We start from the raw sequence: 16,358 nt of genomic DNA, 5'->3' as shown, positions 1-16,358 counted from the left end.
ACTCTACTATGCAAGATGCCAAGATTCTGATTGTAGATGATGAAATTGCAATCAGCCAGATGTTATATACCATTTTAAAGAAGGAACAGTTCAGATTCATTGACACTGCCGCAACAGCTGCTGAAGCTTTAGGGAAATGTAAAAATAAAAGATACGATCTGATCTTACTCGATGTCATGCTTCCTGACCGGACCGGCTTTGATATTTGTCCGTTGATCAGGGAAACGACCGATGCACCGATCTTTTTCCTCACAGCGAGGTCTACTGATCTGGATAAGCTATCCGGCTTTGCACTTGGAGCAGATGATTATATTACCAAACCTTTTAATCCGCTTGAAGTTGTCGCACGAGTGAAAGCCCACCTTAAAAGAAAAACAGGCTATTTGCCTGAGCAACAATCCAGCTATTATGAGTATGGTCCACTTACAGTCAATAAAATGTCCGGAACTGTTACAGTGAACGGTCGGAAAATTGATTTGCCGGCTCAAGTCTATCAATTGCTAGTCTTTTTCTGTCAGCATCCAAACCAGTTATTCAGTAAAAATCAGCTGTATGAAAAGGTATGGGGTGAAGAGTTTCTGGGTGAGGATAACACAGTAATGGTACATATCAGAAAGCTGCGAGAGAAGATAGAAGAGAACCCCGGCAAGCCGAAGCTCATTATAACGGTGCGCGGGCTTGGCTATAAGCTGGTAACGGAAGAAATTGAAGAATGAATATTCATAGACGCTTTGCCACACAGCTGTTTTTTCAACTCGTATTAATCTTTTTTCTGATCGGCTCTTTGATGATATTGTTAGGCGCCATCATTGGATTTACAGTATCTGATAATGAAATAAAAAAAGACTTGTCCACTGCAGAGAGCTACTTTATAGCAGAAAATATATCAATTGAAGATAAAACGGTCTCTATTGATCATCATTTAAAAGAAATTGTTGCAAATCAGAATGGCTGGCTGGCGGTCTTCTCTGCAGATGGAAAGCTGCTTGGAGACTATCTTGCTCCTGAAAAGGTAGTGTCTCAAATAAACGCTGATGGATTTTCCGGTCAGCTTTTGAACAATAACACCTCAGACTATACATACTGGCAACTGGATGAAACAACTGACGACTCACCTGTTGTAATATTCGGTCACGAAAAGATAGAATCAGTTCTTCTTGAAGAAGTAAAACAGCAGGTTAACTGGGAGAATAGTCAGCTATCCCTTCAAGATGAAACAACTGATTTACTGAAGGAGAATAGCGGATGGGTTCAGTTGATTGATCAGTCCGGAAAAGTAATCTATCAATATGATGCGGGGAGTCAGCCTGATTCCTACTCGATCGAACAAGTCCTTAGGTTGAACCAATCGGATATAAATGCTGTCCAGGCTGTTTATGATGAATCTACTAATCAGACTTTACTGGTCGGCACTCAACTGCAGCAAACAGGCTCCGCGTCAGAAGAACCGTTGTATAGCCTGATTGAGAATAGCATCGTGTTGATCTCTATCCTGTTATTTCTGTTACTGTTAGGCAGCACATTCTGGTATACCCGTAAATTTAGTAGCCCGCTGCTGCAGATGATGAAGTGGATTGATCAATTAGGCAATGGTATTTATCAGCAGCCGATTAATCACCTTCAGGAGCCTGTTCTCTATAAAAAAGACGGGAGACTTAAGAAAAAGTACAGACTATACAAAGACCTAATTTTAAACCTGTCTCATTTAACACAGACATTGAAAGAAAATGAGGAACAGCGTGAGAAGATGACGTCTACTCGCGAAGAATGGATCAGCGGTATCTCCCATGACTTAAAAACTCCTCTTTCTTCAATCTCAGGCTATGCCAATATGCTGGAGACTGAGGAATATACATGGTCAGCTGAAGAAACCCGTGCATTCGCCGGAACGATCAGCAGCAAAGCCATTTATATGAAAGATTTACTTGAGGACCTGACACTGACCTATCGTATTAAAAATGATGCCCTTCCGATTGAGATGGAACAGACAGATATTGATGAGCTGATCCGACGAACCATTATCAGCTTTATGAATAATCCTGTTTATAGCGACAAGAAACTTAGTTATCATTCATTATCCAATCAGATGATGGCTGAAATCGATCCTAAATGGTTTCAGCGAATTATGAATAACCTGATTGAAAACGCACTCAGATACAATCCTGCCGGCACAAAGATAACTGTAACACTTGCTACAATTGAACAGCACCTCCTTCAGATCAAGATTGCTGACGATGGGATCGGTATGGACCAGGCCACTGTGAACCACCTTTTCAACCGTTATTTCCGTGGAACCAATACCAGTGATTCCGGAAGCGGTACCGGGTTAGGGATGGCAATTACAAAACAGCTGGTGCAGTTACACAAAGGTTCAATTAATGTTAATAGTAAACCCGGTAAAGGGACTATATTCCGAATTCTGCTGCCGGTTAAATAGATAATAATTATTATCTGACATACTAAAGCGAATAGCATTGCGGAATCCTGTTCCACACAAATAAAGCGAAGTTCAGGTCATCATCCCAGACTTCGCTTTTCCATCATTTAATTTCTTTCCGCCCGCGGCACCGTAAAAAACGTAACGACCGCAAAAAGGAAAAATGCAATCAATAAAATCGTTCCACCAACAATAAAGAACACAAGAACAAATGTATCACCAAGATTCAATGGATTGAGGTTATAAAACCACATACCGGCCGTTAATCCAACCGCTCCGATCATGGCTGAAATACTGTGAATTGTAACCAGCTTTTTATATTTAATCTCAAAAATCTGATAGAAGATCCCCCATGCAAAGACTGATAACCAGCCAACCAATAAAATATGCGCGTGAATCGGACGCAGTGAATAATCCATCACGCCTGCCATGTGTGAACCAAGATATGTTCCGATAAAACCGAATATTGCTGAGAACTGAATTAAGCGTAATCCCCATTTCTTTTCCATTCTTTACTCCTCCTCATACTGCGGAAGATACACCTTAACCTTTGTACCTTCTCCATTCTTACTTTCAAATTCAATCTTTCCTTCATGTAGCCTGACAATTTCCTTTACAATCGCAAGACCCAGACCTGTGCCTTCCTCACTTCTTGACTGGTCAGCCCGATAGAATCGCTCAGTGATATACGGCAGATCCGCTGCTGAGATACCGATTCCATTGTCTTCAATTACAACCGAGATGCCTTCCTCATCTGCTAAATGAATGCGAATTGAGCTGCCGGACGGAGAGTATTTAATTGCATTAGAGATCAGATTATCCCATACATAATTCATTAACTCCCGGTCGGCATACACGCTTACCTTCATCAGCTTCAGACTCACATCTAGCTCTTTTTCTTCAAGGCGCCATCTGTAATGTTTGATCGCTTCCCTGATCTGGTCATCAAGTGAATAAGTGTCCGCTTTCAGATGGTAAGCAGGCTGGTCAAGCGAGCTCAAAAGCAGCAGCTGCTTTGCAAGACCGGATAAACGCTTCGCTTCTCTCTCAATCACTTCAGCATATTCTCTTTCATCAGATCCATCTGCTGCTTTAGCTGAAAGCAATTCAGCATATCCTTTAATATTCATTAATGGAGATTGCAGATCATGCGAGACATTCGTAATAAAGGTTTTGCGTGACTCATCATTTTGTCTCAGACGGCCGATCATCTCATTAAAGCTGTTTGCCAGATCCCCGATTTCATCCGGTCGTGAAATCGCAAGCTGATGACTGTAATTATCATTGGCCACTTCCCTTGTCGCCTGATGCAGCAGGCTGATCGGACGTGTCAGCTGTCTCGCCATCAGGAACATCCCTGCCAGATTGACAACCGCAATGGACAGCAGAAATGCCAGTAGCAGCGTATGAATATCAGATGACAGCAGATTCATATCCTGACGCAAAAAGAGGGCGTATTGTTGACCATCCACTTCAAACGGAACGCCTACTGTATTATCAAGCCGGCTGGAAAAGTGACTTGTCATAAAGAAGGACAGCCCTGAATTTTCACCTGTATAGATCTGCTGACCGGTTAGCACCTGCTTCGCCTGAACGGTGAGCGTCAGATCTTCAAACGGTTCACCAAATGTTGTGAGCTGCTGATTCGAATCAAGGAGCGCAATCTGATAACCAAGATTGGCAACTGAAGATAGGAAGGGTTCCAGGGCAGCAGTATCTCCATGCATCTGCTCGAGTGTAAAAGCAACCTCATTCGCCCGGTCCAGATTCTGCTCTATCGTTTCCTGTTTTGTAAAAGATAAATAATACACATTCGTCAATACGATCCCAAGTACAATACTGAGCACTAAAAACACCAGACTCGTCTGTATAAATTGCCGGTAGAGTGTTTTCATCCGGTCACCTCCAACCGGTAACCGATCCCGCGCACAGTCTGAATCTCCACCTTTGCACCGTGTTGATTCAGCCGGTCACGCAGCCTTGTTATATGTGTATTAAGCGAAAACTCATGCTTCCCTTCATCGTCATCCCATACCTCTCTCAGAATGACAGCACGCGGGATCGTCTGGCCGGATGAATTTGATAGAACAGCCAGGATATCGAATTCTTTCATTGGCATAATTAACGTTTCATCATCAATTGTCACGTCATAGGTTGTTCTGTTGAGGACCATGTTGGCAAGCTGAATTTTATTCCGCTGTGCTTTTCCATAGCGACGCAGAATCGCCTGCAGGCGGAACAATAATTCCTTCGGTTCAAATGGCTTGACCAGATAATCCTCCGATCCTGCCAGAAAACCTTCTTCTTTATCCTCAAGCTGCCCTTTCGCTGTCACAAGAATCACCGGAATGTCCAGCTCCTGAGACAGCACACGGGTCAGTTCAAACCCTGTCATCCCAGGCATCATGACATCCACAATGGCTGCACTTACCTCTTCTTCTTCCAGATAACGGAGTGCCTCCTGCGCATCCTTCGCCAACACAGCTTCATAGCCTGCCTGCTGCAGTTGAATAGCAATGAGCTGCCGGATATGAAGTTCATCATCTACTACTAAAATGCGCATGAAGCTCTCCCCTTTTATGCTTTCGTTGTTTTGTCCTTTTCAAAAAACAGAATCAGTGCCGGTAACAATACGCCGCGCACAAGGAACGTATCGATTAAAATTCCGATCGCAACGATAAAACCAAAAACGAATAAATCTGCAATCGGCATCGTCATCAACGCAGCAAAGGTTGCAGCCAGAATGACACCGGCTGACGAAATCACGCCGCCTGTTGAAGCAATTGACCGTTTCAGAGCCGGCTTAATCGCAAGCTTCTGCCGTTCCTCCAAAAAGCGTGAGACTAAAATAATATTATAATCGATTCCAAGCGCCACAAGGAAAATGAATGCATACAGCGGCACGCGTGTACTGATCGCCTCATAGCCAAATAATACATCAACTGCAAAAATACCAATCCCAAGTGCTGCAGTAAATGAAAGCAGAATCGTCGCCATCATATAAAGCGGCATTTTCCAAGAACGTGTCATAAAGAATAACAGTACGATAATTAATATCGTTTCTGCAATCACGATCCTGATTATATCCTGATTGTTGATATTCTGCTCATCTACCAGTTTCGGCGTCATACCTGACCAGTAGACCGCAGCATCATCGTATTCACTTGTTTCAGCTCTCATAGCATCTACGGCATCCATCGCCTCTGTCGTATAAGGATTTAGTGACAGCGTCACGGAATAACTGACGGCTGAACCATCCTCTGTTTCATTTGCAGGACGGAAGGAAGCCACTGCATCCTCATTTGCCAGGAACTCTTCAAATGAAGTACGCACTTCTTCATTTAACCCATCCTCCCCTTCGAGCACAACCGTCATTGGTGCCAGCCGACCTTTATCGAAGTTAGATTCAACAATTTCATAGCCGCTCCTGGATGGTAAATTCTCAGGGAATGATTTGACCATATCAAACTCATATTCAAGGTTGAATAAATTCAGTGAAGCTACGATCAATAAGACCAGCACCGCTCCACCTGATACATAAGGGCGGCGTGTGACCAGTTCAGCAATGCGCGTCCAGAGACCCTTTTCCTCCTTCGGCTGCTTCCCGTAATGCGGAACCTTTGGCCAAAAAGCTTTACGTCCGAACAAAGTAAATAAAGCCGGCACAAGGGTCACTGACGCCAGAATAATCACGACGAGCGCTGTACTGAACACGGGCGCGAAGTTCTGATAATCACGGAAGTCCGCCATGAAAAGAACGAGCATGGCTGCAAGTACCGTTGCCCCCGCAAAGAAAACCGGCTTCCCGGTCGCTCTCATTGCGACTGCCATCGCTGTATGCTTATTTTCGTATTGATAAAGCTCTTCTTTAAACCGTGAAAATACAAACAGTGAATAATCCGTTACTGCAGCAAATAATAAAATACTCATAATTGAAGTCGTTGCATTGTTAATCTCAAGACCGCCCGCTCCAAGCAGACCAATCATCTGGTTTGTAACCTGATACACAATCGCCGTCGCAAGCAGCGGAATAACCGCAAGTAACGGTGAACGGTAGATCAGAATTAATAGCACTAAGATAATACCGATTGTGGCAAGCAATAATACAAAGTCAGCTTCCTCAAACAGTTTTAACGTATCGCCCGCAATGCCGGCAGGTCCGGTCACATAAAAATCAAAAGCATCCTGCTCTTCTCCATACGTCTGCCCGATCGAGAGAATTTCATCATTGATTTCACTATACTTATCATTCCCAATGCCGGGCTCAAGCTCGATTGGAAAGATAAACGTCCGGCTGTCTTCTGAGAAGAATCCTTCAAGTGCCTGAGGCGGAAGCACGGATAGATCCATCATTTCCTGAACGCCTGTCAGTTCTGCCTCTCTGATCTCGTCAAGTACAGCCTGCACATCAGAAGCCTGTATCTCCTCCTGTGCATTAAACACAAGAATACCAGGTGTCGCCTGATCATCAGGGAACAGTTCTTTCACTTTATTTTCTGCAATGATACTCTGCGCGTCATCCGGGAGCGATTGAAAGCTTGCACTCCGGTACTCAGACGCAGGCGGGCCGGCACTTAATAAGACGGACAGCACCACCCATGCGATTAATGTGAGCCACATGCCTTTTCGTGTAGACACGAAATCAGTAATTGGTTGTAAAATCCGATTCATCTTGTCACTTCCTTTTTCGTCTTCACAGTGAAGTCTACATCCTGAATATAAACGGAATATAAACTGCACGAAAAAAGGACAGTGTTTGTATCTGGTTAAATGTTTCTTGTACAATTTCCATATATAATGATTTTCGAAAAAGGAGAACGCGCGTGAAGGAGCTTCAGAAATTGAAGCGGTTTTAGTGGCTTAAAGGTGAATCATTTATAGATTTACTTAACAGACAACTGATGTAAAAGAGGGATTCAAATGGACTTCAAGTATCAATCACCTTTTATAGGACGGACAGAAAAACCTGTCATCATTTCGCATGAACATCGTGAAATCGGACAAATAAAACGCTACTTCAAGAACACCAGCAGCACAACCAGATATGATGTCAATATGACAATTGAAGAATTTCAAACCGGCGATATCTATAGGATTGATCAAACCGGCTTCAAACTCACAAGGGGAGCAGAATGGCAGGTTTTTAAAAATGATCAGCCAATCGGACATATCAAAACACCTGAAGGCATTTTCAAAACGGATCAAATCGACATAAGTATTGAAGGTCAGCCTGAGATCACTTTTAAAGCCAAGTTATTTGGAAGTGTGAAAATCATCGGCAATCAACAGACTGATATAGGCTTCACGAAAAGTCCGGCCGGTCTTAAAAGAGTATATGAAGGTCAGATAGATGAAGCGTATTTAAATATTCCTTTGATTTTATTTTACAGCCTTGTCCATACGTTCTGGTGTGCTTTTGATTGAAATCACCTTACCAATGCACCTGAAGCTTATTCCCATTCAGATCGTAAAAGTGGAAATATGAATGCCCCTGATATTCCTGAATATCCTCTACCTTAGCCCCGTGATCCAGTAGATGCTGATGGAATTCAGGTAATTTGGAACTCGAGAAACCAATGCTGAATGCCGGTTCGTTATTGATTGTAAAATGTGAAAAGGATTCTTCATCAGCAGGCACCAATGCCAGTAAAAAAGGTCCTTCGTTCACTTTGATAATCGCAACCGGTTCTTCCGTGATGGTTAACAATTGAAGACCTAAAATGTCACTGTACCATTTTGCAGATTGTTCTAAATCTCTTACAGGGATTCTAATATAGTGAACCTGTTCAATGAATGATTTACTCATGCTTTCTCCCCCTTATTCAATAATGTTTACTCACAATCCTAAGTAAACGTTCAGGATTTTCTGATTGTACATGCTCAGCCAGTCTGGCACCTGCGATGACTGGTGCCCACTCAATGATTTCATCGCGGGAGATGCTGCTTGTATCGCAATAGATTTTCAGATAAAGGCTGGCTATTTGCTCAGACACCTGTGTGTAGAGCAAATAAGAACGACAGACATCTGCTGCAGGACTTCCCGCGCTTGCATCCACCCAGTCCAAAATAACAGTTTTATTATCTGAACTGATTAAGTTATACAGATGAAAATCACCATGGCAAAGCCTGCTTTCACCTGATAGATCACCAAGCTTTTTCAGTAATTGACTCTTTTGAATATGTGTTAGAAGGTCTGCAGATTCAATCTGCCGCTGCAGTTTTTTGTGCATTGGCTCTATGACATCCGCTCTTACTCTATGAATCTCCTGCTGAACCTGAACTGAAGTGTGTAAATACGGTTCGGCATTCGTGATGTCTTCAAATGCCAGCTCTCCAAGCGATTTCCCAATCATATGCTCCATCACGATTCCCTGCTGTCCGTTAATATCAATGACCTCATACACCTGTGGTACGTTTAATCCGCAGGCATATGCGTAGCGCTGCTTTACTGCTTCCCGTGATGCTTCATCTGCAGGGAGATTCCTGTTAAACATTTTATAAACCTTTTCATTATGTAAATAAATGCTGGCTGTATTTCCGGTTGCAATTGGGTGATTTAAATTCATGGGATACCTTTCTTACTGCAAAAATGTGTAGAAATTTTCGATTAAAGCTGATGAACTTAACTTAAGGGTAAATTTATTTTTGTATTAAGAAACAGAAGACAACTATTCATTACTTAGTAAATTCACTCAATTTCTTCACTTCGTCTGCAGTAATATATTTTCGCTCATAGGACACAACACTAAACTCTTTTGCATCGTCACCAGGGATGCGCAATGTCAGCCGGATTAATTGATAGTGAGGGTTAAACGGTCCTTCATAACCAATCACCCTAATTGTGACATCATATTGATCATCCTGCTTATTTCGAACAATTTTCTCTATTCGTTCAGAAGTGAATAACTGACGGTCACCTTGTGCATACATTGCTTCCAGAATAGACGGTCCTAACTCCCGCAGGAAGGCAAGTTCCATTACGGTTGGATATTTGTTTTGTGGAATCAGTTCCACTTCTGATTTTTGCATAAGAGGACTAAAAGAGATAAGCGCGATCATTAATAATGAACTGATACGTTTTACTTTCATTATTTTCAACTCCATTCTGCTTTAACTTTTTAGTTATTTGCAGGTTGAGGAGTGTTTATGTATTTGGATCAAGTGGCGTGGGGATTGATTTCAGTTTCAGGTACTCTTGTTTGCTAAAGGTGAACGATTTCTCTTACCCATCCGGCATCTTTTAAAAAGTCTTCCCGTGTCAGCTTTTCGTTTTTAATTAATTGTCTATAAGATGTGATCGTTCCATCATGTGATACAACGCAGATACGTTCAGCATTCTGCCTTTTGCACCACTTCAAAAAACTTTGTGCCACTAGATGAAATGCCTGTTCCGGCAATGTATTAATGCCCGAAATCCAAAGTTTCTCATGTAGGTCATTTTCGAGCACAAAGTTTGGAAATTCCTTATTAATGACATCTTTATTCAGAATCCGGTCGCAGGGCAGTGTCTGACCATCAGGTTTTTGTGGAAACATTCTTGGTGATACAAGCGGACTGACGATTTTTCTGCAATCAATGCTTTGACTCCAGACAGATGCAGTCTGCATTGTCCTTCTGACAGGGCTTGTGACAATGATGTCTCTTTCAGTCAGAGGGATTTCAGTTGGAAGTCTTGCTGCTTGCAGTATACCCTCGTCAGTCAAGGCAGGATTCTGAAGTTGCAGGCTTTCTGGTAATTGTAAAGTGTGTTCACCCTGGGCATGTCTAACAAAAACGATCTCCACAGTTGTCTCCTCCCCTTATTCTTCTGATTAAAAGCTGTTTTTCTTTACAAAATCATAAATGCCTCAAAAAACGCTCAGGGTGATTTAAGAAATCTCTCGTTAACGTAACGTGCTCCAGTTCATCGTAAGTTGCCTGCTGCAGCATCCCGTCCTGGATGGATAATATCTCTGCATCCGGAAAAGCCATCAGGATAGGGGAATGTGTGGCAATGATGAACTGGCAGTTGTTTTGCACCATTTCTTTCATCATTGAGATAAGCGTTAACTGTTTGAGAGGCGATAATGGTGCCTCAGGCTCATCTAAAATATATAATCCATCAGGCTGTAACCTGGCCTGAAATAAATCCAGGAAACTTTCTCCGTGTGACCGTACTTCCAGACCTTGCCCATACAGCCTTTCCAAATCACTTAATGTTCTTGCATAAGGCATCACCTCAAGAGAATTTGAATCTCTTTCCTTGATGTCCCGGATGGCCTGTCTGGATTCAGCTTTTATATCCTTTAACCTGTTAATAAAATGATTAAAATCATTTGCTCTGAAAAAGAAGCCTTTTCTCGTTTTAATACGCCAGACTAACTTCAGCTGATCTCTCAGTTTTACCGATAATTCAGAGTCAAACGCCTCACCACCAATTAAAATGCTTTCACTGTTAGAAGCAATCGCTTCAAGTAAAGTAGACTTCCCTGTTCCGTTGTCCCCAACCAGGATCGTGACCTGTTTATGAAACGCCAGTGATCCAAGGTTTTTGATAATGGGCAGGTTAAATGGATACTCGTTCACCGGGATCCGGTCCTGATTGATATGAACAGATTTCAAATGCACCATTATTTTCATCCCTCCTTCATCCATACAAAATGCGACCCGCTCTATTCATCTTTTAATCGTTTCACATAAATATGTAGTAAAATTTACTTTTCCCCGTGAAACACCCTCATTAAAAAATTCCGATCCGGAACCTGGAGCAATTCATATGAGGCCAAAAACTCTGTCTTGTCATAAAACGCTTCTTGCAAACTAACTTCAATTCCAGCTTGTTCCACGTTAACAATTGCGTACGGGGCTGCTGGCTTTGAACTGCAGCCTAAAGACCCTGGATTCAAAAAATATTGGTCATGATCTTTGAAATAATGAAGTGGATGATGGTGCCCAAAGCAAATTAACCTTTCTTTGTGTTCCTTAAATAAAGTCTTTAGGCTCTCTAATTCCGGTTCAACAATTCTGCTAAATGGATCCTGACTGATATGATCATTTAGTTTCTTTTGTTCAATATGATAGTGCGTAAATAGGATCGTCTGACCTTCAACCGTTACATTTAGTGTTCTTGGCAATTGATCTAATCGCGAGATAAAGATTTTGTCCATTTTATCTGCGATCCACTGATGATGCGCTTTGGCGTGAGCATGACTTAACGGATGTTCTTCTCCTTTAAGCAGGGCCAATACTGCTTCATCATGGTTACCAGTCATCATAGAGACATCATTTCTGGCAAATAAAATCTCCAGGACTTCATTTGTATCCGGTCCAATCCCTATCATATCTCCCAGACAGTAAATATGTTTAACATCTCCCCTCCGATCCAGCTCGTGAAGAACGGATTTCAAAGCGGGGGCATTCCCGTGAATATCGGTCATTACAGCTATTTTCATCCGCTGGATTCTCCTTATATCTAAATATAAATGTATAATGAATTTTCAAAGAAAAGACAATTTCAATAACCCAATGTAATATCTTCATACTTTTCACATACCTGCGTTTCAAAATTCAGTTCATAAACCCGGATAAAATTTACTTCAAAATCAGGATATGGTGTCAGTTCCTCAACCACACTTCCCATTATTTGTTTTAGATTCTGTTCAGCAGGTCCGGCTGAAGAGTTACCACCGTTATGACCTTTTACAAGAGTTAAGTGAGGGATATAAGCGTTAAGTTCAAAGTATTGCTTGATCAAGTCTTCTGAAGGTGAAATTTCATGTACTAATTTACGATGCAATTGATGTAAACCATCAGAGTGTACGCTCAAGTATAAAATGTGGTCTCCAAGAAAATTTGGTTCATCCAGTGAGATTGGAAAAGGCTTAACATTTACACACACTTTTCTTATCTGATCCAGCCACTTTTTATCTGGTGTTAATCCTCCCTGTGCTTTTACAGTAATATGCGGTTCGACTCCTGACTGACTTGTCCATTTACTTCTAAACTGCTCGATTCGTTCTATGTAATCGCTGGGTGGGACGATTCCAATAAAGTACTCCACCTTCATTCTTCCCACTCCTCCTGTCTGCTTACTAATAATGGGGATGTATTGTCACCTAACTTATATTTTTTCGAGTCCCACTTTTAACGAAGCCAACACCCGCTCCAGCACTTCATCCTCTGACATATCATCAGTCAGCAGCACCTCACCCTCCACTCCCAGCACATCAACCGGATTCCACCAGGCACGCATCGAATCTTCTCCAAAATCCATTTTCTTGTCACGCGTATGATGTCTTCTCACAGTTTCTTCAAATGATAGATCAAAATAATATGTATAAGCCTTTTTGTCATAAAAATCAATTAACTCTTTTAGCATATCCCCGTAACGGCTGCTGTTGAAAATCCCTTCTACAATAACAAATTCGCATGTCCCTTTACCGTATTCAGCAATCTGCCGGGTAAGATCAATCGAAGGATTCCCCTCCCGGTCGTGAACCATCAGCATATCCCGGCGAACAACATCCTGGGAAACCAGCAGCGTACCTAGACCTAAATGCCGCTGCAGGCGCTTCGCAATCGTCGTTTTTCCACTACCTGAATTGCCACGCAAAATAATCAGTTGAGATTCCATTAATTTTTCACCAGCCTTCTTCATGTTCCAATCATTCTCTGATACCAATTATTTCAAAATGCACAGGGTATCTCAAGCTTAATTTAGCAGATAACTTAAAAAGAAGACTCCAAAAATGAGTCCTCTTAAGGAATTGCTGATTGCATATATGGGAGGATTATTTTAATAAAGTGAATAAATCCAATAGAGTAAAACTTCGTGTTATCATTTAAATAAGAATTGTTAATGTCATGGGGGTGTTGCAGGTTGTATATTGATATGTATGGTAGTTTCGGTTCCGCACTTTTAACACTCATCTTCTGGTGGGTAGTGTTTTTTGTGTTCCAAAGAGTAGCTAATCGCTACCCTGAAAAAAACAGTTGGAAAAAAGATATTATGATTACTTTCATCCAAAGTCTTGTTGTATTAATTCTACTTCCTATCCTTGCTTATTTCCTTAGATAATGTCTTTTATTAAGCAGGATGGAATCACAATGTCTAATCACTAAAAAGAGCACCTCAAAATGAGATGCTTTTTTATTTTGGTAACTTTTTTAAGTAACCGTTAAAGTTTTATACAAATCAATTCATCTAAAATAGCACTCTGAAAAGGTGCCATTTTATAGTCTATGAAGTGTTCATTTCTTAAGTTAACGTTAAGTTTTGCAATTCTAAATTGAACGACATATGATTCCAATTTAGACTTCGTATTTTCAATAAACTACGCAAGGAAATGTGTAAACCAGGCAATGTATTTTGCTCCCCATATGAATAAAAATTGAGCAAGGATTGTACCCAGCAGCCTTGAAAACACCATCATAATCGACATACTTTTCAGCCTGTTATAGCTTCCTCTCTGATTGACCACGTCGTCTGCAATCACGGAGATTTTCGGATCAATAAAAATAACCAGCAGTATCGTTGCAATCCCATTAATCAATCCTGATGCCATGATCGCCGTTGCCGCATTATCAGGCGCTAATAAAGCAGCATATAGAGCGGATAATACGCCAATTGTATAGATCGCGGTGATGACCATATTCACTAAAAACAGTCTGATTGGAATATCCCTCACGCCGGTATTCTGCAGATATGAAAACTTAGGCAGGCTGAAATGGGTAATCCCCCGCTTTATGTATTGTAATGAAAGTAACCTTTTCATTAGAGAAGGAACAGAACCTTTTTCCTCTGATAAATGAATGATGGCTCTTGAGAATAATGCGATAAAGGTAGGAAGTAAAATGATGCCAAATACGGTTCCAACCGTTGATGCACCAATCAGAATCCTGAACTGCATCTCTACAAACTGAAGCGTGTTCTCCTTTGGCGCTGTATCAATGAGGCTCCCTGTGAAAGGCTGCTGCATCATATTGGCCAGCCTTGAAACGATGACCATGATATTAAAAAGGGATAAAGCGGACGCGATCATTCTCACCCTTGCACCTGATAGCCTGACAGCATAGGCAAGCGTTTCGATTGAATGAATAATAAATATAAATAATGCGATAAATAATAGTTTTTCAGTCAGTAATTCCATTCACGTACCTTCTTTTTTAATGAGATTCAATATGTAACAGATTGTGTGACGCTCTATCGACAGGAAACACTCCAATTAAAAACGAGCAGACTTTTATCCACCACAGGGGTCGTGTCATTTGCGATACAGGCATTTTTCGCATGGTTATAAGATTGAACATTAAGACCTGCTGACAGCATTAGAAATGCTATAGCTGTCATAGACAGGATACTCAGTTTCTTTTTATTATTCATGTCAGTTCTCCTTGAAATGATGTTATGATTTTTCTTTCAGTTAATTTCCCAGGAAATTCAGAGGTCAACAAGCAATTATTGCTTCTCCTTCACTGATTTAAAGTAAACAATCTCAGGATCTCCTTCATCCAGATTCTCTATGACGCCACTTTCAACAAAACCATTCGCTTCGAACACTTTTTGCATATCATGATTTGAACGATTAGCAGATGAAAATACCTTCTCAGTTTCAGAGTGACTCACCATATGATTCATCAGCAGGCTGGCAAACCCTTTGCGCCTTTTGGCTGGCGATACAATGATCATTGAGATGAAAGAACAGCCAAAAAAGTGAGTGTCATAAATTAAATAACCTGCAACCTCATCATTTTCTAAAGCGATCAGGCAAGCCTCTGCTTCAATCGCATTTTTAATGAAATCTTTTCGGCTTGTGTTGCCAATTACTTCGCTGTCGATCTCTACAAGTTGATCTAAATCATCAACGCTGGCTTTCACAACTTTTTTCATTTTAGATTCCTTCCTTTATACAAACTGTCACTCCTCAAAAAACTCATCCACCGCTTCCAAAATCGGATAAACACTCTCTTCAGCGTTAGATAACACATGCGTTTGAACCTTCGTCACCATATTCACAGAAGAGTACATTCTCACGCCCGGGTCAAAGCCCATCACGAAATACTTCAATATTTCTTTCCCTTTCATAGAGATCCAGACGCCGTAACCGTAATAAATATCGCCCTTTTGCAGAACGTGCGGCGTAAGTAGAATCTTTCTGAATGCTTCACTTAAGATTTCATCACTTAACAGACTGTTCCATAATCGATTCAAGTCATTGACCGTTGTAAAGGCTCCGCCATCCGGACCACCCTTCACCGGAACTGAATAAATATTTGTCTTCCAGTGATCTTCATCATCTATGTATCCAAGCGCCGTCCGCTCAGGCAGCTGATCCATTCTGAAGTATCCTGAGTCAGTCATTCCAGCCGGCTTGAAAATGTGAGCCTCTACATAATCGGTAAAAGCCATGCCTGTCAGCTCTTCAACAATCAGTCCGAGTAAAATGAAGCCTGAGTTGTTATAGGAAAACTCCGCTCCCGGTTCGAACTTCATTTTTTCATGCTGGAACATCGGCAGGAAATCTGCTGGTGATTGCATACGATACATCGGTCTGTCTTTCCAGATGTCTTCAAAATCAGCTGTTTCACTTTCATCAAAATAATCCGGTATTCCTGATGTGTGTGTTAACAAGTGATGCACAGTGACATCATCACTATAATGGGGAAATGAAATTGGCAGCAAGTCTTTCAACAGTGACTCAAACGTCAGCTGGCCTTTTTCAACTAACTGACAAATCGCTATGGAAGTGAAGATTTTACAGCCCGAGGCGATACCGAATCTTGTGTCCGCAGAATTAAGAATGTGATCACTCCGATTTGCTTCGCCGTATCCATCTTTAATCACGACTTCCTGATCACGCTGAACCAGCACTGCTCCCGTAAAGCTTATATCCGATATTAACTGTTGCAACTCTTCAAGTCTGCTCATTATTCATTGCCTCCT

At 41.5% G+C, this 16,358-nt stretch carries 18 protein-coding genes; 3 read left to right on the top strand and 15 right to left on the bottom strand.

Annotated features, from left to right (window positions below):
* Nucleotides 1-8: 8 nt before the first annotated feature.
* Nucleotides 9-716 carry a response regulator transcription factor gene (locus tag UFB30_RS10530; RefSeq protein WP_322421652.1) on the top strand — a complete coding sequence of 236 codons (708 nt, stop codon included), beginning with the start codon at nucleotides 9-11 and terminating at the stop codon, nucleotides 714-716.
* Nucleotides 713-2,437 (top strand): sensor histidine kinase, encoded by a 1,725-nt coding sequence (locus UFB30_RS10525; RefSeq protein ID WP_322421651.1) that lies wholly within the window; start codon nucleotides 713-715, stop codon nucleotides 2,435-2,437. Before UFB30_RS10530 ends, UFB30_RS10525 begins: the two co-directional genes overlap by 4 nt.
* A gap of 107 nt (nucleotides 2,438-2,544) precedes the next feature.
* Here UFB30_RS10525 and UFB30_RS10520 read toward each other — a convergent pair whose 3' ends face one another.
* From UFB30_RS10520 to UFB30_RS10505, 4 genes are read right to left on the bottom strand one after another with little or no spacing between them, the layout of a single operon-like run.
* Complete coding sequence (locus UFB30_RS10520) at nucleotides 2,545-2,946, bottom strand: hypothetical protein (RefSeq protein WP_322421650.1); 402 nt, start codon at nucleotides 2,944-2,946, stop codon at nucleotides 2,545-2,547.
* A gap of 3 nt (nucleotides 2,947-2,949) precedes the next feature.
* Nucleotides 2,950-4,332 carry a sensor histidine kinase gene (locus tag UFB30_RS10515; protein WP_322421649.1) on the bottom strand — a complete coding sequence of 461 codons (1,383 nt, stop codon included), beginning with the start codon at nucleotides 4,330-4,332 and terminating at the stop codon, nucleotides 2,950-2,952.
* On the bottom strand, nucleotides 4,329-5,000 hold the full coding sequence (locus UFB30_RS10510) for a response regulator transcription factor (RefSeq protein ID WP_322421648.1): 672 nt from the start codon (nucleotides 4,998-5,000) through the stop codon (nucleotides 4,329-4,331). Before UFB30_RS10510 ends, UFB30_RS10515 begins: the two co-directional genes overlap by 4 nt.
* Nucleotides 5,001-5,014: 14 nt before the next feature.
* Entirely contained in the window at nucleotides 5,015-7,108 is a 2,094-nt protein-coding gene (locus tag UFB30_RS10505) for an MMPL family transporter (RefSeq protein ID WP_322421647.1), read from the bottom strand.
* Nucleotides 7,109-7,357: 249 nt separating this feature from the next.
* On the opposite strand from UFB30_RS10505, the gene UFB30_RS10500 reads away from it, so the two are divergent.
* Nucleotides 7,358-7,861, top strand: coding sequence for a hypothetical protein (locus tag UFB30_RS10500; RefSeq protein WP_322421646.1), 504 nt, complete (start codon nucleotides 7,358-7,360; stop codon nucleotides 7,859-7,861).
* A gap of 7 nt (nucleotides 7,862-7,868) precedes the next feature.
* On the opposite strand, the gene UFB30_RS10495 is transcribed toward UFB30_RS10500, so the two are convergent.
* The 11 genes from UFB30_RS10495 to UFB30_RS10445 all read right to left on the bottom strand — a co-directional run bounded on the left by UFB30_RS10495 (nucleotide 7,869) and on the right by UFB30_RS10445 (nucleotide 16,343).
* The gene (locus UFB30_RS10495; protein ID WP_322421645.1) at nucleotides 7,869-8,243 is read right to left on the bottom strand and encodes a VOC family protein; all 375 of its coding nucleotides are present in this window, start codon (nucleotides 8,241-8,243) and stop codon (nucleotides 7,869-7,871) included.
* Between the two features lie 16 nt (nucleotides 8,244-8,259).
* A complete protein-coding gene (locus UFB30_RS10490) occupies nucleotides 8,260-9,003 on the bottom strand; it encodes a phosphotransferase family protein (protein ID WP_322421644.1) in 744 nt (247 codons plus the stop codon).
* 109 nt (nucleotides 9,004-9,112) lie between these two features.
* Entirely contained in the window at nucleotides 9,113-9,526 is a 414-nt protein-coding gene (locus tag UFB30_RS10485; protein WP_322421643.1) for a hypothetical protein, read from the bottom strand.
* A 113-nt stretch (nucleotides 9,527-9,639) separates the two neighbouring features.
* Nucleotides 9,640-10,221 (bottom strand): histidine phosphatase family protein, encoded by a 582-nt coding sequence (locus UFB30_RS10480; protein WP_322421642.1) that lies wholly within the window; start codon nucleotides 10,219-10,221, stop codon nucleotides 9,640-9,642.
* 52 nt (nucleotides 10,222-10,273) lie between these two features.
* Nucleotides 10,274-11,047, bottom strand: a complete 774-nt coding sequence (locus UFB30_RS10475; RefSeq protein ID WP_322421641.1) for an AAA family ATPase — start codon at nucleotides 11,045-11,047, stop codon at nucleotides 10,274-10,276.
* Nucleotides 11,048-11,130: 83 nt separating this feature from the next.
* Complete coding sequence (locus UFB30_RS10470; RefSeq protein ID WP_322421640.1) at nucleotides 11,131-11,868, bottom strand: metallophosphoesterase family protein; 738 nt, start codon at nucleotides 11,866-11,868, stop codon at nucleotides 11,131-11,133.
* A 62-nt stretch (nucleotides 11,869-11,930) separates the two neighbouring features.
* Nucleotides 11,931-12,482 (bottom strand): 2'-5' RNA ligase family protein, encoded by a 552-nt coding sequence (locus tag UFB30_RS10465; protein WP_322421639.1) that lies wholly within the window; start codon nucleotides 12,480-12,482, stop codon nucleotides 11,931-11,933.
* Nucleotides 12,483-12,536: 54 nt separating this feature from the next.
* Complete coding sequence (locus UFB30_RS10460; RefSeq protein WP_322421856.1) at nucleotides 12,537-13,049, bottom strand: kinase; 513 nt, start codon at nucleotides 13,047-13,049, stop codon at nucleotides 12,537-12,539.
* A 700-nt stretch (nucleotides 13,050-13,749) separates the two neighbouring features.
* The gene (locus UFB30_RS10455; protein WP_322421638.1) at nucleotides 13,750-14,565 is read right to left on the bottom strand and encodes a lipid II flippase Amj family protein; all 816 of its coding nucleotides are present in this window, start codon (nucleotides 14,563-14,565) and stop codon (nucleotides 13,750-13,752) included.
* A gap of 308 nt (nucleotides 14,566-14,873) precedes the next feature.
* Complete coding sequence (locus UFB30_RS10450; RefSeq protein WP_322421637.1) at nucleotides 14,874-15,305, bottom strand: GNAT family N-acetyltransferase; 432 nt, start codon at nucleotides 15,303-15,305, stop codon at nucleotides 14,874-14,876.
* Between the two features lie 27 nt (nucleotides 15,306-15,332).
* Entirely contained in the window at nucleotides 15,333-16,343 is a 1,011-nt protein-coding gene (locus UFB30_RS10445; protein WP_322421636.1) for a serine hydrolase domain-containing protein, read from the bottom strand.
* Between the last annotated feature and the right edge of the window lie 15 nt (nucleotides 16,344-16,358).

Origin of the sequence: Jeotgalibacillus haloalkalitolerans (assembly GCF_034427455.1) — a bacterium.
GTDB classification, from domain to species: domain Bacteria; phylum Bacillota; class Bacilli; order Bacillales; family Jeotgalibacillaceae; genus Jeotgalibacillus; species Jeotgalibacillus haloalkalitolerans.
The sequence above is the reverse complement of the archived record's forward strand: the minus strand, read 5'-3'. Positions and strand labels throughout refer to the sequence as shown.